15 protein-coding genes are annotated in these 18,238 nt (G+C 67.5%); 10 read left to right on the top strand and 5 right to left on the bottom strand.

Features of this window, described 5'->3' with window-relative positions; translation table 11 throughout:
- The first annotated feature begins 129 nt into the window (after positions 1-129).
- From R2707_14450 to R2707_14415, 8 genes are all read left to right on the top strand, one after another.
- Positions 130-1,272, top strand: coding sequence for a DUF2786 domain-containing protein (locus R2707_14450; GenBank protein ID MEZ5246299.1), 1,143 nt, complete (start codon positions 130-132; stop codon positions 1,270-1,272).
- An 88-nt stretch (positions 1,273-1,360) separates the two neighbouring features.
- Positions 1,361-1,768, top strand: a complete 408-nt coding sequence (locus R2707_14445; protein ID MEZ5246298.1) for a hypothetical protein — start codon at positions 1,361-1,363, stop codon at positions 1,766-1,768.
- A gap of 333 nt (positions 1,769-2,101) precedes the next feature.
- Positions 2,102-2,635 carry a hypothetical protein gene (locus R2707_14440; protein ID MEZ5246297.1) on the top strand — a complete coding sequence of 178 codons (534 nt, stop codon included), beginning with the start codon at positions 2,102-2,104 and terminating at the stop codon, positions 2,633-2,635.
- Positions 2,636-2,753: 118 nt separating this feature from the next.
- Positions 2,754-2,972 (top strand): hypothetical protein, encoded by a 219-nt coding sequence (locus R2707_14435; protein MEZ5246296.1) that lies wholly within the window; start codon positions 2,754-2,756, stop codon positions 2,970-2,972.
- Positions 2,973-2,986: 14 nt separating this feature from the next.
- A complete protein-coding gene (locus R2707_14430; protein ID MEZ5246295.1) occupies positions 2,987-3,940 on the top strand; it encodes a tyrosine-type recombinase/integrase in 954 nt (317 codons plus the stop codon).
- Between the two features lie 208 nt (positions 3,941-4,148).
- Complete coding sequence (locus R2707_14425) at positions 4,149-4,637, top strand: hypothetical protein (protein MEZ5246294.1); 489 nt, start codon at positions 4,149-4,151, stop codon at positions 4,635-4,637.
- A gap of 98 nt (positions 4,638-4,735) precedes the next feature.
- Entirely contained in the window at positions 4,736-5,308 is a 573-nt protein-coding gene (locus R2707_14420; protein ID MEZ5246293.1) for a GerMN domain-containing protein, read from the top strand.
- Between the two features lie 16 nt (positions 5,309-5,324).
- Entirely contained in the window at positions 5,325-6,389 is a 1,065-nt protein-coding gene (locus tag R2707_14415; GenBank protein MEZ5246292.1) for a glycoside hydrolase family 43 protein, read from the top strand.
- Between the two features lie 13 nt (positions 6,390-6,402).
- On the opposite strand, the gene R2707_14410 is transcribed toward R2707_14415, so the two are convergent.
- Positions 6,403-7,887: an NAD(P)/FAD-dependent oxidoreductase gene (locus R2707_14410; GenBank protein MEZ5246291.1), complete on the bottom strand. Its 1,485-nt coding sequence runs from the start codon at positions 7,885-7,887 to the stop codon at positions 6,403-6,405.
- Positions 7,888-8,138: 251 nt separating this feature from the next.
- Between R2707_14410 and R2707_14405 the strand changes: the two genes are divergently transcribed.
- Complete coding sequence (locus R2707_14405; GenBank protein ID MEZ5246290.1) at positions 8,139-9,404, top strand: DUF3089 domain-containing protein; 1,266 nt, start codon at positions 8,139-8,141, stop codon at positions 9,402-9,404.
- A 305-nt stretch (positions 9,405-9,709) separates the two neighbouring features.
- Here R2707_14405 and heR read toward each other — a convergent pair whose 3' ends face one another.
- The 3 genes from heR to R2707_14390 form a co-directional block, all read right to left on the bottom strand.
- The gene (gene heR, locus R2707_14400; protein MEZ5246289.1) at positions 9,710-10,507 is read right to left on the bottom strand and encodes a heliorhodopsin HeR; all 798 of its coding nucleotides are present in this window, start codon (positions 10,505-10,507) and stop codon (positions 9,710-9,712) included.
- Between the two features lie 80 nt (positions 10,508-10,587).
- Positions 10,588-11,913: an oxygenase MpaB family protein gene (locus R2707_14395; GenBank protein MEZ5246288.1), complete on the bottom strand. Its 1,326-nt coding sequence runs from the start codon at positions 11,911-11,913 to the stop codon at positions 10,588-10,590.
- 94 nt (positions 11,914-12,007) lie between these two features.
- Positions 12,008-15,790: a pre-peptidase C-terminal domain-containing protein gene (locus R2707_14390; GenBank protein MEZ5246287.1), complete on the bottom strand. Its 3,783-nt coding sequence runs from the start codon at positions 15,788-15,790 to the stop codon at positions 12,008-12,010.
- Positions 15,791-16,046: 256 nt separating this feature from the next.
- Between R2707_14390 and R2707_14385 the strand changes: the two genes are divergently transcribed.
- Positions 16,047-17,303, top strand: coding sequence for a saccharopine dehydrogenase NADP-binding domain-containing protein (locus R2707_14385; GenBank protein ID MEZ5246286.1), 1,257 nt, complete (start codon positions 16,047-16,049; stop codon positions 17,301-17,303).
- A gap of 12 nt (positions 17,304-17,315) precedes the next feature.
- Here the strand turns inward: R2707_14385 and R2707_14380 are convergent, their stop codons facing one another.
- A complete protein-coding gene (locus R2707_14380) occupies positions 17,316-18,236 on the bottom strand; it encodes an aldo/keto reductase (protein MEZ5246285.1) in 921 nt (306 codons plus the stop codon).
- Positions 18,237-18,238: the final 2 nt, after the last annotated feature.

The raw sequence follows: 18,238 nt of genomic DNA, 5'->3' as shown, positions 1-18,238 counted from the left end.
ACGGAGGCGTCTTCGACGACGAGAGCAATGCCGTCATGCAACGGCTCAGCGACTACGCGTCACCCCCGCGACGCGGCTGAGTTGACGAAGCCGCTCAGCCGTGTCACACCGGCGCGAGAGGGTGGACGCATGCCGAACCACTTCACACCACACCGCCCACCCGAAGATCCCGACGAACTCGATGCCGGCCTCGTCGCGCTCATCACCTACGCCTGGCAGATCGGCTGGATGCCGGGCGATCTGTTGGCGATGGTCGACCATGACCTCACCCCGACCGCCCTGCGCCTCGCTGCCACGCTGATCCTGCGCGAACACGAGGTTCAGGGCTACGGCGATCGACTCTCGCCCCGGTGGCAGGTGCAGATCAACCACGTCCGAAATGTGGCGGGCGACGATGACGAAGCCGTGGAGTCCCGCCATCGGGGCTGGCGTACCGACCGACTCGAACTGTGGTCTCGACTGGCCTTCCTGCCCGGGCTGCGGCAGCTGGGACCCCTCCCTGGCGAGGCCGATGCGTCGGCGCCACGTTCCGTTGGCGATGCGTCGCCCGCAACGGGCGGAGCGTTGGACCACGACATCCTGAGGAAGGTGCGCGCCATGCTGGCCAAGGCCGAGTCGAGTGCGTTCGAGGCAGAAGCCGAGGCGTTCACCGCCAAGGCCCAGGCGCTCATCACCGATCACTCGCTCGCCGACGCGTTGCGCAGCGCCGCCGGCTCCGGGCCGCACACGGGCCCCGACGCGATCCGGCTGGCCGTCGAGCGGCCCTACGACCGTGAGAAGTTCGGGCTACTCAGCGTGATCGCGCGGTCGAATCGGGCGACGGCCATTCGCCACAGTGGCCTCGGGTTGGCCACGGTCATCGGCTACACCATCGACCTCGAAGCGACCGAACTCCTGTTCACCTCGCTGCTGGTTCAGGCGTCCCGGGCCATGCTGCGCCACGGATCGACCACCGACGGCTACGGCAAGTCGACGACGCGCGCCTTTCGGCGTTCATTCCTGATCGGATTCGCAGGACGAATCGACGAGCGCCTGTCCGCGGAGAACGCACGGGCCACCGAGCGGGCCGCCGCTACCACCGCGGCCGACGGACCACTCCTCCCCGTCCTCGCCAGCCGCGCGGCTGCGGTCGACCGCATGGTGGACGAGGTCTTCCCTTCCCTCTCGCGCCTGCGCCCGTCTCACGCCACATTCGACGGGTCGGGCTACGGCGCCGGCGTCGCGGCGGCCAACCGGGCCGACCTGGCAGCTCGTCGACCGCTTGCTTCATGAATGACGGCGCGAGAGCGATGTCGACTGTCACAGCCGCGCCGTAGCGTGCGCCCACTTCCCCTCCAACACGTCGACCAAGGAGGGGCCGATGCCCGCCGACGAGAACACCCGACTTCGTATCCGCCAGTACCTGATCGAGCTGATGGACGAAGCCGCCGCGGATGCCATGATGGAGTCCATGCCACCGATCCCGTGGACGCAACTCGCCACGAAGGACGACATCGCCGCGCTCGACACACGCTTGGGCGGCGTCGAGCACCGCCTCGACTCGCTGACGGCGCGGATGGACCAGACGTCGAGCGATCTGCAGGAGCTCACCAGGGCCGTCGCCCAGCAGGGCACCTCGTTGGGCACGCGCATGGACGGCATCGGCGGCCGGATCGACGCGTTGGGCAACCACATGACCGACCTCGGCCGGGCGGTCACGATCGGCGCCGCCACCCTCGCGATCACCATTGCGGTGTTCATCGTCAGCGTCCTCGCGACCAGCTCCTGATCACACTGGAGACACCGGCTTCGATGAATTCTCCTGGGCTCCCCTCAGTGGGGTGCAACCGGTGCAGCTTCGAACGCGACCAACCGATTTCAGCCTCCTTCCAGCTCGGCTCGCCACTGGTCGTGGATCGCACGCGTGCTCGCCGGCGTCGCGATCGGGTTCCCGCGCTGTTGGATCCCGCTCTTCCCCACCAACGGCGGCGCGTTCTGTATCTGTTGGCCGGTCGAGACGACGCGTTCTCAAAGAACCGCTCGACGCGAGGACCGGCCCCCAGTGTCACACCGGGCGCGTACGGTGGGTCCACTTCCCCTCCCACCCCATCCGGGAGGACCCATGACCCCTGAGCAGGACGCTCGCCTCCGTTTCCGCCAATGGCTGATCGATCACGAGCTCGAACCCGAGGTGGCGTATGCCATACTCGAATCCATGCCGCCGTTCGACTGGTCGGAGATCGCTCGCCGCGACGAGATGCTCCTGCGGTTCAACGATGTCGACCAACGATTCAACAACGTCGACCGGCGCCTCGACAACGTCGACCGGCGCCTCGACACCGTCGACCGGCGCCTCGACACCGTCGACCGGCGCCTCGACATCGTCGACCGACGGTTCGACGACGTCGACCAACGGTTCAACGCCATGGACCGGCGCTTCGACACCGTCGATGCCCAGCTCGAGGGGGTCGGCGCGAAGCTCGAAGGGTTCGGCGCGCAGCTCGACGGCAGCCGCTCGGTCTTCGAGGGGCAACTCCTCGCGATGGAGGGGCGGCTGTCGTTGCGATGGATGGAGACCACCCGGATCCTCGTGTTCGCCATGATCACGTTGTTCCTCGCCGTCACCGGCGTGGCCGTGGGTCTGCTCAATCTCTGACACTCACCTCGGGGATCCACGGACCGAGCGAGCCGGCATCCCGTCGGCGCAGGACTGTCACACCCGACGCGTAGGTTCGCCGTCACTTCCCTCCTTGCACTCCGATCCGAGGGAACCCATGTCCGTCGACGAACCAGTACGCCTCCGCCTCCACCGGCGCCTCTCCGACGCAGGAACGAAACGCATCGACCCCCAGATCCACAACTTCTCCGGCGAGATGGCGCTGCTCGAAGGGCTGCTGCCAGTGCGGTGCGCCGAGACGACGGGCATGATCGTCATCGCCATGATGACGCGGATCGTCGGCGTCGTCGCGGTGCTGGCCACCACCCTCGCCTGAACTGCGCCAGACCCGTGGACGCGCCATCGCTGGGCCTCCCTGCGGAACCCGCGCCGTCGTTTCGCGACTGGTGGGCCGAATTCATCTCGACGAGGGTCGGTGTCCGACCCTCGACCCGTCTGCGCGACGAATCGATCTTCCGGTGTCATCTCGAGCCGTTCTTCGGCGACGTGGCGATCGACCGGATCGGGTTTCGCGACGCCCAGCGTTTCGTCGCCGAGCTCGCGGCGACCGACCTGTCCCCCCGCACTGTGCGCAAGGCCGCCGGGTTGCTCGCCCAGAGCCTCGACATCGCCGTGCGGTCCCGGTTGCTCGAACACAACCCGACGCGGGGGCTCTCGCTCCCCCAAGTGCCCCACAAGGAGCCGACGTTCCTCGAACCCGCGGAGGTCGAACGCCTCGCCGATGCGATCGCCGCGCCGTATCGCACCTTCGTGCTCGTCGGCGCCTACGCCGGTCTCCGCAACGGCGAGCTCGCAGCCCTCCGGGCCAAGCGAGTCCACGCGGCGACCACCACGATCGACGTCACCGAAACGCGTACCCTCAGCCGCGACGGCACACCGACCTTCGGCCCACCGAAGTCACGGGCCGGGCGCCGGACGGTCCCCGTCCCGAGCTTCGTGATGGAAGAGCTCGTCATCGACATGGCGAGCCGCGGCGTCGAACCCGACGAGCTGATCTGGACCTCACCGAACGGCAAGCCGCTCGGCGACGCCAACTTCCGGCGACGCATCTGGAAACCGGCCACCGAAGCCGCCGGGCTCGACGGCCTCCGGATCCACGATCTCCGCCACACGTGCGTCGCGATGTGGAGCCGCTCGCTGGCGTCGCCCCGTGCCGCGGCCAAGTGGGCCGGCCACTCGAACCCGGCGCTGATCCTCGGGGTCTACGGAGGCGTCTTCGACGACGAGAGCAATGCCGTCATGCAACGACTCAGCGACTTCGCGGCACAGCCGAGACGCGGCTGAGTGCAGCAGCAGACTCGACGCGTGCGACGACGCTGCGGCGGAGTACGTCGACTTCAACATGGCAGGGCCATCACCGATGCGAGCGCACCCGCACACCGCCAACCGGCGTTTTCCGGGGATCGCATTCACCACCACGACCTTCTGTCACACACTCGTCCTAGGGTCACGACACGGACTTCCCCTCCAACTCTCGAACCAGGAGGGGCCGATGCCCGTCGACGAGAACACCCGCCTTCGTATCCGCCAGTACCTCATCGAACTGATGGACGAGAGCGCTGCGGATGCCATGATGGAGTCCATGCCGCCGATCCCGTGGACGCAGCTCGCCACCAAGGACGACATCGCGCTGCTCGACCGCCGACTCGGCGGCGTCGAGGACCGACTCGGCGGCGTCGAGGGACGCATCGGCGGGGTCGAGGGACGCATCGAAGCCTTGACGCTGCGGGCTGATCAGACCTCGAGCGACCTGCAGGAGCTCACCCGACTCGTCGCCGCACAGGGGGCATCGCTCAGTTCGCGCATGGACAGCCTGAGCATGCGAATGGACAGCATCGGCGAACGGATCGACGTCCTCGGGGGCCACATGAGCGACCTCGGCCGCGCCGTCACCATCGGTGCCGCCACGATGGCGGTGATGCTCGCCGTGTTCGTCGCAGGGACGATCACCTCACTGCTCGCGTCGGGCGCACTCGGCTGATTGGCCCGCCGGCCGGCGCTGCCGCAACCGCCTGGCGGCAGCGGCGCTCGGGCCCAAGGACCCTGGCGCGTCGCTGCCGCACCGGATTGACTCGCGTCATGTCTCGCGTTCTCCCGGTGTTGGTCGCCATCTGCGTGCTCAGCGCGGCGTGCGGCGACGACCCACAGGGTTCGCCCACATCCACCACGACCGCTCCGGAGGCAACATCGACCTCGACAACATCTCCCACATCGACGACAGTCCCGCCGAGCACCAGCGAGCCCGAATCCATCGTCGTCCAGGTGTTCTTCCTCGACGAGGAGGCCTTCAACATCGGGCGCCTGCCCTACGTTCGCCCGGTCGAGCGCGCCGTGGATCCTGCCTCCCCGGAAGCTGCCGCGCTCGACGCGCTCTTCGAGGGTCCGACGAGTGACGAACAGGCGGGCGGACTCCGGTTCGTGGCGTCGGAGGCGACCGGCATCGCCGAGTTCTCGATACTCGAGCGCACCGCCCAGGTGCGCCTCGCCGGGGGCTGCTCGAGCGGCGGGTCCACCTTCACGGTGGCCAACCAGATCGTCCCGACGCTGCTGCAGTTCACGTCCATCGACGCCGTGAAGATCTACGACCCCGCCGGCGAGACGGGGTCACCGGACACCCCCGGCGACTCCATCCCCTTCTGCCTGGAACCCTGAGTTGCCGCGGCCCTGGGTGCCGGTACTGATCGCGGCGCTCGCCCTGCTCGGCGGGTGCGGCGCCGGCGACACCGCTGGCTCACCATCGACGACCACGACGGCCACCACGACGACGACGACCACGACGACGACGACCACCACGACGACGACGACGACCACCACCACCACGACGACCACGACCACGACCACTGTTCCCGAGGATCGGGTCGACGACGATCGACTCGTGTGGGATCGGGACTTCCCCGACCCGTTCGTGCTGGCCGACGACGACGGCTACCACGCCTACGCCACGGCGTCGGGGTTCGTACAGGTGCAGCGACTCGACGGGCCGACCTTGGCCGAGTGGTCGGGTCCGACCGACGCACTCACAACGCTTCCCGGCTGGGCGACCCCACTGTCGAGCTGGGCGCCCGCGGTGCTCGCCGTCGACGACCACTACCTCCTCTACTACACGGCCAGGGTCGACGGCACCGACAAGCACTGCCTCTCGGTCGCCGAAGGCGCCGCACCGGACGGCCCCTTCGTCGACGTCAGCACCGAGCCCTGGCTCTGTCCCACCGATCTCGGCGGCGCCATCGATCCGAGCCCCTTCGTCGATGACGACGGCTCGATCTTCCTGCTCTGGAAGAACGATGGCATCACCCTGCGTCGGGAATCATCGATCTGGAGCCAACGACTCGCCCCGGACGGACGCTCGTTGATCGGCGAGCCAGTGCGCCTCATCGCCACCGACCAGGACTGGGAATACCCCCACGTCGAGGCCCCGAGCATGCACATCGTCGACGGCACGTACTGGCTCGCCTACTCGGGGAACTGGTACAACCAGGCCGCCTACGGCATCGGACTGGCCCGTTGCACGTCCGCCGTCGGCCCGTGCGACAAGCCCTTCGAGGGGCCGATCATCGCCTCTTCCCCCGGGGCGGAAGGTCCGGGCGGCGCCGAGTTCTTCGTCGACCGGTCGGGGCGGGCGCTGCTCGCCTATCACGCGTGGCTCGAGGCGCCGGGCTATCCGGGCCACCGCGCCCTGAGGATCATCGCCATCGACTTCTCGGGTCCGCTCCCTCGACCGGTCGGCTCCTGACGTTGCGCCGAACTCAGACCCCGGCCGCTTCGTAGTCGCCGAGGCGAGGCTCGGCCATCTCGCGCCGGAACCGTTCGAACGGAAAAGGCCAGGCGAACGGGATGCCACGATCATCGAGGTACCAGCTGTTGCAGCCGGTCGCCCACACCGTGTTTCGCGCAGCGGCGACCCGCTCCTCCTCGAAGCGCTCGGCTGCGTCCTGCGTCGGCTGGACCCGATCGAGCTGCCCCGACACGACCCGCTCGACCATGTCCATGACGTACTCGAACTGGAGCTCGGCCGTCTGGATCAGCGAGAAATTGCCGACCGGCGAATTGGGCCCGTTCAGCATGAAGAGGTTCGGGAAACCCGGGATGGTGATCGCCATGTAGGCACTCGGTCGCTCGGCCCACACGTCGTCGAGATCCACCCCGTCGGCGCCGGTGATCGTCATCGGCCGCATGAAGGCGTCGACCTTGAACCCGGTTGCGAGCACGAGCACGTCGACCTCGTGGAGACGCCCGTCGGCGGTGCGCACCCCCGTCGGCTCGATCCGTTCGATGTCGTCGGTGACGATCTCGACGGTGTCTCGCTGCACCGCGTCGTACCAGTTGTGCGAGATCACGAGCCGCTTGCAGCCGGCGCGATATGTCGGCGTGATCTTGGCCCGGAGCTCTTCGTCGGCGATGGCCGCGAGTTCCTCCTGACAGCGGGCTTCGATGGCGTCGACCATTCCCGACTGCTGGTCGAGGATCGTGGTCCCGAACCCGTCGTTGAACGACTTCTTCAGGTCTTCGTGAAGCTTCGCCAACGTATCGGCGTCGGTTCGGAACGTGGCCCTCTCCTCTTCGGTGTACGCCACCTGGTCGACCGGCACCACCCATTGCGCTGTCCGCTGGAACACGCTGAGATGGCCGGCCCGCGGCGCGAGCGCCCCGGTGATCTGCACGCCGGTGGAACCGGTGCCGATGAGCCCGATGCGCTTGCCGTCGAGAGCGACGTCGTGATCCCAGCGGGCGCTGTGGAACATCGGACCCGCGAACGAGTCGAGCCCCGCGATGTCGGGCAGCTTCGGGTGATGGAGGATCCCGGTCGCCGCGATCACGAAGTCGACCGTCTCGACATGCCCGGAAGCGGTCTCGATCTCCCATCGGCCGTCGGCATCCTCGGTCGGGTCGAACCAGGTGCACCGCACCACGGCATCAGAGAAGCGGATCTGATCATCGACGCCGTAGCGCCGGGCCACCTCCTCGAAGTACTCGAGGATCTCTCCCCCCGGCGAGGCGAAGTGGCTCCAGTCAGGGTTGAGAGCGAAGGAGTAGCTGTAGATGTGCGACGGCACGTCGCAGGCGATGCCGGGGTAGGTGTTCTCCCGCCAGGTCCCCCCGAGCCGATCGGCCTTCTCGAAGACGGTGAACCCGTAGCCGACCTCCTGCAGCTTGATCGCTGCGAGGATGCCAGACATCCCCGCCCCGATGATCCCGAACGTGGGTGCTCCCCGGTCTGCGCGTTCTGCCATGGCGCCCATGCAACTCCCCGCTGGGGGACCAGGCAAACCCACCGGGAGGGTCCCGGGCCGGGAGCCGATCTCACACGGATCGGCCATCCGAGGCGGTGGCACGTCAGGCCAGCGAGTCCTCCGAAGACCTCGACCCATGGCACGGCCCGAAGACGGTCCGGGCAGCCTGCTCGCCGGCCGGGGCGACGCCACCGGCCTCATCGCCACAATCGTTCCGTTCCGACCCGGAGTTTGTGACTACGGTCGCGGCCATGATTCGTCGCCGAACCATCCGCACCATCGTCACCGTCGCTCTCGCGCTCGCCCTGCTCGCCGGGGCCTGCAGTGACGACGGCGACACCACATCGACCGACGACGCGACCACCACGACCGAGTCGGCCGTCACCACGACCACCGAAGCGGAGACCCCCGCGGAGACGACGACCACGATCGAGGCCGCGCCCGACGATCCGGTCGATTCACCCGCTCCGTACGCGGGCTACGTCAGCGAGATCTACGACGACCCGGCGGTGTGGATCTGCTGGCCCGGCGCCGACGACACCTGCGCCGAGAACCAGGACCTGACCCTCGTGGCGCCCGACGGGAGCCTCGAGGTCGTCCCCTTCACCCCCGTGGACGACGCCCCGGTCGACTGCTTCTACGTCTACCCGACCATCAGTGGCGACCAGACCCCCAACAGCGACTTCGACCCGCAGCCCGAACAGGAGATCTTCACCACCCGCAGCCAGGCCGCCCGCTACGGCTCGGTGTGTCGGGTGTTCGCTCCCGTCTACCGACAGAACACGCTCGCTTCGATGACCGGCCGAGTCCAGGCCGACGAGGGCGTCGACACCTACGCGGTCGCCTACGCCGACGTGCTCGACGCCTTCAAGTACTACATGGCCACGGCCAACGAAGGCCGCGGCTTCGTCCTTCTCGGCCACTCCCAGGGCGCCGGCCTCATCGCCAACCTGATCGCCGAGGAGATCGACGGTGTGCCCGGCATCCAGGACCAGTTCGTGACCGCCCACATCCTGGGCAGCTCCGCCCGGGCGTACGACACGATTCCGGGGTGCACCGAGGTCGGCGAGATCGGCTGTGTCATCAGCTACGCGACCTTCCGCGAAACCGCCCCGCCGCCCTCGAACTCCTTCTTCGGCCGCAACGACGCCGGCCCCGCGCTGTGCACCAACCCGGCCAACCTCGAAGGTTCAGCGGCCACCACACACCCCGAGTACCTCTTCAACGCCGGTTCGGCCGCCTTCGCCGGCGCGAGCCCGTTCACCGACCCCGCCGACGCCGAGGCCATCACGACCCCATGGGTCGGCTACCCCGACTTCATCGTCGCCGAATGCGTCGACGACGGCACCTTCGGCTACCTGTCGATCGAGATCCTGGGCGACCCGGCCGATCCCCGCACCGATGACATCAACGGCGACCTCACCCCCGAGTGGGGCCTGCACCTCGCCGACGCGCAGGTGGCAATGGGAGATCTCGTCGCCCTCGTCGACGCCCAGATCTCGGCCTACGCCGGCTGAACGACACCGATTCGGGAATTGTTCCGACGAATCACGCGACTTCGTCGCGTTTCCGCCGTTGTAGGAGTAGGCCCCCGACTTCTGGGGGAGACCACTGGCCCAGAATCGAGCAGCATGCTCATGACCGAACCCCGGAACGCACCCCAGACCCCGCGGGCAACCCTCCACGATCGCATCGAACACGATCGCATCGAGAACGACCGACTCGGTCAGCCGGCCCACTCGACCGGCGCCGGGACCTCGCGGATCGCCGCGATCATCGCAGCGTCGAAGGCCGCATCGCCGCAGGCGGCTGATCGACCCGATCAATCGATCAGCGTGTTGACGAAGATCTGCCATGCCAGGACACTCTTCGCCACGAGGCTGAGCACGATGTAGGCGGTCTCGCCGTAGACGTAGTCGGCCCAACGGCCGACCCTGCGGTACTGCAGCCATTGGTTGATGGCGAAGATGTTGAACAGCACGAAGATCGTGACGATGATCCCGTAGACGAAGCCGGGGGGACCCTCGGCGCCTTCACGGCTGAGGTTGACCACGAGATAGGTCGCGATGGCGACCCACGGACCGATCCCGGCGATCGACCCGAACCAGAAGGGCGTCCACCAGACCGGGCGGTCGGCGTCGTTGACCATCTCCATGATCCAGCCGAAGAGGATCATCGAGGCGTTCACGAACGCGATCGCGATGAGCGCGGCCAGATCGGTGATGCCGGTGACGAGCGCGATCAACACGATCATCAGCGTCGACGACAGCGCATACTCGACCCAGCGGAACCGGTTGCGCCCGTGGCGGAGCTCCGAGCCGTAGGCACGGAACCCGACGGTGGCGATCACGAAATGGAAGAAGGCCGACAGGAAGAGGAACGACGCGGTCGCCCACGCGAGTGGAACGCCGATCACCGAATCGAGGGTGCCGTCGGCGAGCGGGGTGCCCGGGGGGCCGCCCAGGCTGAACGAGCTGATCTCCAGCTCGAAGTCGTTGCCGAGCACCACCATCAGCGCACCGGACACGAGATGGACCAGACCCATCACCAGGTTGAAGCGGCGCAGCTTGGCGAGACGGCCCTCGCCGATCTCCACGGATTGTCGGTCGAAATCGAGCATTGCCACGTCCTTCCCCACCTCCTACGGAGCGAAACCTCGCTCCGGACGCAGGGGAACGTTCACATCCGATGCGATGGCACCTATGGCGCGGCGCTGAGGTCGTATTGGTCCGGGTCGGTCACGAAGTCGGCGTGGCCGTACATGTCGAGCAGCCGGGCCAGCCGGGCGTTGAGCTGCGCGTCGATCCGTTCGGAAACCACCGGCAGCGGAACTCGCACGCCCAGCGTGTAGTACGCGGTCTTGACCGCGATCACACCCATCGACAAGACGGCGGCGACCTTGTCCATCCGGCCGAAGGTGATGCCGATCGACTCGGCGCGGGCCCGGTCACCGCCCAGGAAGTTGTTGATCAGGACGAAACGGGAGAAGCCGTTCTCGAGCCACGCGTGAACCCGTCCCTTGGTCGACGAGGTGTCGAAGAGATCCGCCTTCATCGTCCCTCGCACCAGCGCGCCGCAGACTTCGTCGTCGTAGGCCTCCCGCAACGACACGTGGCGGGCGACGAGCAGGTCGACGATCTCCTGGGGCGTTTCGCCGAGCAGATCCTGGGGCAGGCCGAGCAGGAAGCAGCGGTAGCGGGCGAGTTCGACGGTCGCCTTCTGCGCCGGCGTGAACTCGGTCCTGCCCTTCGCGAGGAGCCGCGCCGACATGAGGAACACACCGATCGTCCCCGCCGGCATCTGGTCGATCTGTGGGATCGGGATCCCGTAGGTGGCGACGTCCCACTTTCCGGAGCTCATCAGATGGAAGCGCACCATCGAGTGCATGAGGCGGACCTTCGCCGCGGCCTGGAATCCCTTGCCGTCGCGTTCGAGCGCGCCCGGCATGGTGGTGGCCGTGAAGAAGCTCGCCGTCTCGAACACCCGCTTGGCTGCGGCGGCGTCGGAGAGCGTGCCCGTCATGGTCATGGGCAGCGCGGCGTACTTGTTGAGGAACGTGGCGAGGAAGGCGCCGCGGATCGCGAACGGGGTGGCGGTCGCCATCGGGATGCGTTCGGCCCGGGCCCCCTGCTCGACGAGCGCCATGTCGACCCAATCCGGCGTCGCCTCCATCGCCTCGATGAAGGCTGCGAGCTCCGGGGGTGCATTCTCGACGCTCTCGAGACCACCCTCACATGCCGCGTCGAGCATCTCGACGAGCGTCCGGAACCCGTACTCGGGAATCAGGGCGGCGTAGGCATCGGCGACCCGGTCGCCGGTCATGGTGTAGTCGCGCACCATCTCCCTGAGGGCCGGGTCGTCGAAGACCCGCCGCACCGCTGCGTGCGATTTCGCGAATCGGGCATCGTCGACGGCCGCCCCGGCGTCGTAGCGTTCGGGCACGATCGAGAAGTCGACGTCGCCGTAGATCCCGGGGATGGCGTCTCGCTGCCGCACCACGGTGTCGGCGTAGGCCTGGGTCTTCATGAGCGCACGGTAGTCCGCTCCCAGGGCGGCGTCGGCACGAAGTGTGGTCTGGTCCCACCAGGGCCGTGAGGCCCCGGTGGCTTGCGATTTCCGATCAGTCGTCGTCGATGATGATCAGCAGGCCGATTCCGAAGAAGGTCGTTGTGTCGATCTTTGCGTTCAACGACGGGTTGCTCACCGTCCACAAGCCCCACTCGCCATAGAGCAGCGGCGGCTCGTCGACCGTGTCACCCAACACCTCCACCGGCACCGTCGTGATCGTCTCCCCCGGCAAGAACGTCGCCACCCCCGACGCCGCCACGAAATCCTCACCCGGATGCGCGACCAGCGGATTGCTCGGAATATCGAGCGTGGTCCACGACACCGTCACTGGTGTGGGCGACGCGTACGGTTGACCTGACGCATCCTCGAGGTACAGGTACAGATCCGCGATCTGTGATCCCGTGTCGCCCTCCGGGTTCGCCACCGCACCGAACGGACGAACCCGCGGATGTGCTCCTGCTTTCATCGACACGGTGTAGTCGTTCGCCGCTCCGTTGTAGCCGAACACCACCAAGCTGTAGGTCCCTGAAGACGCCGCCGTCCACGTGATCGCCTCGCCATCGCTCGTCGATGTCGAGAACTCCACCTCGGTCCCGGCCGGGTCGACCAAGCTGATGTCGAGGTCACCGTCGGCATGGACGAAATCGACCACTGCCGTCACCAGTTGACCCGACACGGCCGGGATCGAGAACCAGTCATCGTCACCGGAACACACACGCCCGGCTACGGCCACGTCATTGGACAGCGGCGTCGCCGTCGCCCGGGTGTCGTTCTCCTCGAACCCGTCATCGGTGCACACCGTCGACAATGTCACGTCGTACACGTTCTGGGCCCCGCCCGCCCCGAAGACGACCAGGCCGTAGTCGCCGGTCTCGGTCGCCACATGACTCAACGACTCGTTGTCGGTCGTGGACACGCTGTTCGACACCTGCGTCGAACCCGAAGGGTTGTACAACGCGATGCTGAGATCGCCCGCCGCATCAGCGAACTCGACATCGGCGCTGACCGTCTCGCCGGCCACCACCGGAATCGAGTACCAGTCGACGTCACACGCGATCGCCGCCTGCGTCACGCCACTCCCCAACGGTGTCGCAGTCGCCTGCGTGTTGTTGGGTTCCATCGTGTCGTCGCCCGGACAGATCGACTTCGACATCGTGATGTCATAGACGTTCTGCGCCCCCAGATAGCCATACACCCGAGCGGTGTACGTGCCGTCCGACAGCGCCGTGTGCACGATCGACTCGTTGTCGGTTCCCGAAGTCGCCGAGGCAACCTCGGACCCCGACGGATCGAACAACCGCACATCGAGATCGCCGTAGGCATCCACGAACGCGAGATCGACTGTGACATCGAGGCCAGCCGCCACATCGAGAGAGAACCAGTCATCATCAGCCGGACACTGCACCCCGCTCTGCGACGACCCGTTCGCCAATGCCGTCGCCGTCGACCGGGTGTCGTTGTCCTCCAACGCGTCATCGACACAACTCGCCGACATCGTCATCGTGTACTCGTTCTCCTCGTTGCCGGCGCCGAAGACGAGGACCGCGTACGCCCCGTCCTCCTCGGCGACACTGGCGACGACCTCGTTGTCGGTCGTCGAGGTCCCGATACCGAGCTGCGTCAGACCCGACGGGTCATAGAGAATCGCAGTCAAGTCGCCGCCGTCGTGGATGAACTCGGCCGTCGCAGTGACCGTGTCGCCGGCCTGCACCGGCAACGAGTACCAATCGACGTCGTAGGCGGTCGGGCCCGCGATGTCGCAGGCGATGGCCGAAACGGACACGCCATCGGTGAGCGGCGTTGCGGTCGCCTGCGAGTTGTTGACCTCGAACGCATCGTCGACCGGACAGATCGAACGATGCATGTCGATCTGATAGGTGTTCTCCGCCCCACCGAAGCCGTAGACCTGAGCGGCGTAGAGACCGCTCGCGAGGGCCGTGTGTGTGATGCTCTCGTTGCTGGAGCCAGACGTCGACGAGCCGACGAGCTGGCCGGACGGATCGAAGAGTTTGACGTCGACATCACCGTTGGCGTGATCGAAGGTCAGATCGACCGAGATGTCCTGACCTTCGGTGACCCGCAACGAATACCAGTCCGGGTCGCCCACGCAGACCGAGGCGGAAAGCACCGTGCCGTTGGCCATCGAGGTGGCGGTCGCCTGTGTGTCGTTGTCTTCGTGGGTGTCGATCGCGCAGGGCGCGGGCAGGAGAAGCTCACCCCAGCCGTAGATGTTGTCGACCCCGGCTGCACCGCGATCGACCGTCGACTGGTTGCGAAGATACGACACGACACCGGCGGGCGTGGTGGTCCGCCGGCTCTGCAGGATCAGGGCAGCGGCGCCGGCAACGACCGGCGTCGCCGAGCTGGTCCCGTCGAAGCAGGGTGTGAGGCTCGTCGTGAGGCACGCCTGTCCCGCCATGTCCGGCTTCGTGCGAAAGTCGTTGGTCGGACCCCAGGAGCTGTAGCCGGCGATGTTGTTCCCGGTGGCCGGATCGATCGCACCGATCGACATCGCCCCGGCGTTGGCCGAGTCGGAGAAGGGTCCTCCGGCGTTGCCCGGATTGGACGAGGCTTCGACCCCGCCGCCGTTCTGCATGAACTCGATGGTGTCGGTGCCGGCGCCGGCACCTGGGTCAACGAGCTGGATGCGGAGGTAATTGGCCGAGCTTTGATAGGCCAGATTCGTCACGACCTCCAGCGGGTCGGCACCACCAACCTGGCTGTTCGAGCTGCAACCGCGCAGTCCGACCGCATTCGGGTTGCTGTAGACGCAGATGTTGAAGTCGGTGACGCCGGCTTCGCCCCAGTCGTCCCATCGGACGCCGTTCTGGAACGTGGCCCAGAACTGCAGGTCCTCGTCGCCGCCGTTGAAGTTCATCCAGCCGTCGTTGTCGGTGTCGGTCCAGGTGCCTCGCCAGTAGGAGCCGTTGCCCGTGGTGCCGCTGTTGTTGCCGGCTGCATTGAACCAGGCCATCCCCTTGGAGACGGCATCGTCGACGACCGAGCCGAACGGTCCGGTGCCGTCGCCAGGACCGTCGTACCGGTTCGTCTGCGACTGGCTGATGATGTCGACATCGTTGCTGTCGAACCAGTCGACCGCGGCCTGGAAGTCGGATGCTGTCGACACCGACGCGATGTAGAGCTCCGCAGAAGGCGCCATGTCGTGGATGATCTCGGCCACGTTGTTGCCGTGTGTTGCCACGGTCGCGAACACACTCCAGACGTTGCAGGACGAACCCGACCACCGACAGAAGGTGCCGCTGACAGCCGGAAGATCCCCACTCGCGACGGCGTTGTTCCAGTCGGGAAGGTTGAACAAGTCGATGATGCCGACCTTGATGCCGGCGCCGTCGTATCCGGCCGCGTGCCAGTCGTCGGCGTTCGATTCGACCACGTGCTGGCCGCTGACCGCCTGGCCCGGCCCGGGTTCGGGTGACGGCGGGTCGAAGATCGGGGAGCTGGCCCCGGGCAGACGCAGGAAGTCGATCCCGGCCTCCGCCTCGAGGGCTTCGAGGTTGCCCACCGGCACCGAGGCCTCGATGAGCCAGCCGGGAACCTCACCGGTGATCACACCACCGGCGCCCTCGACCAGGGCACGGGCCTGAGCCGACCCCACGTTGTAATGCGCCTCGACGAGCACGGTCCCCGCGGACGTGGAGCGCGAGGATCCGGCATTGGCGACGAGGTCGCGAAGCGCCGAGTCCAGCAGCCCATCGACGATCGGCGGATCGCCGGCCGGGACCTCGCCGTCACTTTGGGCTGATGCCCCGCTCGCGGTTCCCATTCCGGCGGCCAACACCGCGAGAACGATCAGAATCCTGACCCGTGCAACCATCGCCCAACCCCTCGACCTGCCCCCGAACAGGCCAGGGGCGGGAGGCTACACAGCCACGCAGAGTGGTACAAGTTGCGCGAGGCGGAGGATCGTTCACGGGCGGAGGGCTCTCGACGGGAATGAGCTTGGTGCCATCGTCACGCCGCTCAGTGGCACTCCCTGAGAACGTCACTCCCGATGCAAACATCGCGAAGGCGACCGAGACGCTGATTCTGCTGATCACTGGGACCCCGTCCCGCCCGTAGCCTCGGGGTCCATGACATCTCGCGACGACCGACCGTTCGACATCGTGCTGTTCGGCGCCACCAGCTTCGTCGGCCAGATTCTCTGCCGGTATCTGGTCGACCGCCACGGCATCGGCCCTGGACCCGGCACTGACCCGGGCGGGCTTCGGTGGGCCATCGCCGGTCGCAGCACCGCCAAGCTCGACGCTGTTGCCGCTGCCACCGGCGCCACGGTGCCGCAGATCGTGGCCGACGCGTCGAGCGCCACCGACATGGCGTCACTCGCCGATTCGACCCGGGTCGTGGTCTCGACGGTCGGGCCCTATGCGCTCTACGGATCCGAGCTCGTCGCCGCGTGTGCGGCCGCCGGAACCGACTACTGCGACCTCACCGGCGAACCGCAATGGATGCAGAAGATGATCGACGCCCACTACGCGACGGCCCAGGCGAGCGGCGCCCGCATCGTGCACACCTGCGGCTTCGACTCGATCCCCTCCGACCTCGGCGTGTGGTTCACGCAGCACGCCGCCATCGAGGAGTTCGGCGAGCCGTGCACGACGATCGCCATGAGGGTCAAGGCCATGAGGGGCGGAGCGAGCGGCGGCACGATCGCCAGCATGATGAACGTTCTGGAGGAGACCGCGGGCGACCCGGCGCTCCGCAAGATGCTCGCCAACCCCTACGCGCTCGCGCCCGACGGCATGCGGAGCGGGGTCGACCAGCCCAATGTGCTGGTGCCGAAGAACGACGAGGCATCCGGCGAATGGATCGCCCCGTTCGTGATGGCGGCGATCAACACCCGGGTCGTGCACCGCAGCCATGCACTGCTCGGCCGTCCGTGGGGCGACGACTTCCTCTACGACGAGGCGATGATGATGGGGGCCGGCCCGAAGGGCGCGGCCAAGGCGGCCGGCCTCGCCGGCGGCCTCGGCGGCTTTGTCGGCATCGCCGCACTCCGACCGGCACGCCGCCTCCTCAACCGGTTCGTGCTGCCCAAGCCGGGTGACGGCCCGAGTCCCGAAGCGCAGGAGAAGGGCTTCTTCGACATCCGCTTCTTCGGCACCACGGCGAGCGGTCGCACGATCGCCACGAAGGTCACCGGCGACCGCGACCCCGGCTACGGGTCGACCGCCAGGATGCTCGGCGAGTGCGCGGTCACGCTGCTGCATCTTCCCCGCGATGGCGAGGCCGGCGTGGCCGGCGGCTTCTGGACGCCGTCGACGGCCCTCGGCGACACCCTGATCGAGGCGCTGCAGGCCCACGCCGGGCTCACCTTCGACGTGCTCTGACCGGGGCTCCGATCAACTCAGCAGCGCCTCGAGCTCGGATCGCTCGTCGGCGGTCATCGCCCAGCCGCCCGCAGCCACGTTGCCCCGAACCTGCTCGACCTTGGTCGCCCCCGAGATGACGGTTGCGACCTGCGGGTTGCTCGTCAGCCAGCTCATCGCCGCGTCGAGCACGGTGTGGCCTCGGTCGGCCGCCCATTCGGAGATCGCGGCGACGGTGGCCAGCCGCTCGTCGGTGATGAACGTGCCGGCCCGGTCGCCCCAGGCAGCGAGCCGGCTTCCCTCGGGCAGATCCTCGCCGTCCCGGTACTTGCCGGTCAGCAGGCCCGACTCGAGCGGGAAGTACGGCACGAACCCGATCGAGTGACGACGGCACGCGTCGAGCACACCGTTGGTCTCCGGGTCACGCGTGAGCAGGCTGTAGTGGTTCTGGACCGTCGCGAACGGGATCGGCCCGGCCGCCGCCGCTTCGTCGAGTTGTGCGGCGCTGAAGTTCGAGCACCCCACCTCACGCACCTTCCCCTCGGCCACGAGCTCGGCCAGCGCGGCCAACGTCTCGGCGATCGGCGTGTCGGCGTCGGGATTGTGGAACTGGTAGTGATCGATGTAGTCGGTCCCGAGCCGCCGCAGGCTCCCCTCGATCGCGGTCCGCACCGCGTCGCGGCTGCCGTTGGCCGGAGCGCCGTCCTCCGCCGGGCGCATGCCCCACTTGGTGGCGATGTGGACCCGGTCACGGCGACCGACGAGCGCGGCGCCGAGGAACTCCTCGGACTTCCCGCCGCCGTAGGCCTCGGCCGTGTCGAAGTAGGTGATCCCCGCGTCGATCGCGGCGTCGACCACGGCCTTCGTCTGGTCGGCATCGATGCGCATACCGAAGTTGTTGCACCCCAGCCCCACCACCGAGACCTCGAGCGAACCGATCGTGCGTGTGTCCATGT

This window comes from Acidimicrobiales bacterium, assembly GCA_041394245.1.
Taxonomy (GTDB): domain Bacteria; phylum Actinomycetota; class Acidimicrobiia; order Acidimicrobiales; family Aldehydirespiratoraceae; genus JAJRXC01.
The sequence above is the reverse complement of the archived record's forward strand: the minus strand, read 5'-3'. Positions and strand labels throughout refer to the sequence as shown.

Excerpts from the sequence above, each read along its gene's own strand:
- R2707_14450 (MEZ5246299.1), top strand. The coding sequence starts at position 130 with ATGCCGAACCACTTCACACCACACCGCCCACCCGAAGATCCCGACGAA.
- R2707_14445 (MEZ5246298.1), top strand. The coding sequence starts at position 1,361 with ATGCCCGCCGACGAGAACACCCGACTTCGTATCCGCCAGTACCTGATC.
- R2707_14380 (MEZ5246285.1), bottom strand. The coding sequence starts at position 18,236 with ATGGACACACGCACGATCGGTTCGCTCGAGGTCTCGGTGGTGGGGCTG.
- R2707_14385 (MEZ5246286.1), top strand. The coding sequence starts at position 16,047 with ATGACATCTCGCGACGACCGACCGTTCGACATCGTGCTGTTCGGCGCC.
- R2707_14435 (MEZ5246296.1), top strand. The coding sequence starts at position 2,754 with ATGTCCGTCGACGAACCAGTACGCCTCCGCCTCCACCGGCGCCTCTCC.
- R2707_14405 (MEZ5246290.1), top strand. The coding sequence starts at position 8,139 with ATGATTCGTCGCCGAACCATCCGCACCATCGTCACCGTCGCTCTCGCG.
- heR (MEZ5246289.1), bottom strand. The coding sequence starts at position 10,507 with ATGCTCGATTTCGACCGACAATCCGTGGAGATCGGCGAGGGCCGTCTC.
- R2707_14410 (MEZ5246291.1), bottom strand. The coding sequence starts at position 7,887 with ATGGCAGAACGCGCAGACCGGGGAGCACCCACGTTCGGGATCATCGGG.
- R2707_14390 (MEZ5246287.1), bottom strand. The coding sequence starts at position 15,790 with ATGGTTGCACGGGTCAGGATTCTGATCGTTCTCGCGGTGTTGGCCGCC.
- R2707_14440 (MEZ5246297.1), top strand. The coding sequence starts at position 2,102 with ATGACCCCTGAGCAGGACGCTCGCCTCCGTTTCCGCCAATGGCTGATC.
- R2707_14395 (MEZ5246288.1), bottom strand. The coding sequence starts at position 11,913 with ATGAAGACCCAGGCCTACGCCGACACCGTGGTGCGGCAGCGAGACGCC.
- R2707_14420 (MEZ5246293.1), top strand. The coding sequence starts at position 4,736 with ATGTCTCGCGTTCTCCCGGTGTTGGTCGCCATCTGCGTGCTCAGCGCG.
- R2707_14425 (MEZ5246294.1), top strand. The coding sequence starts at position 4,149 with ATGCCCGTCGACGAGAACACCCGCCTTCGTATCCGCCAGTACCTCATC.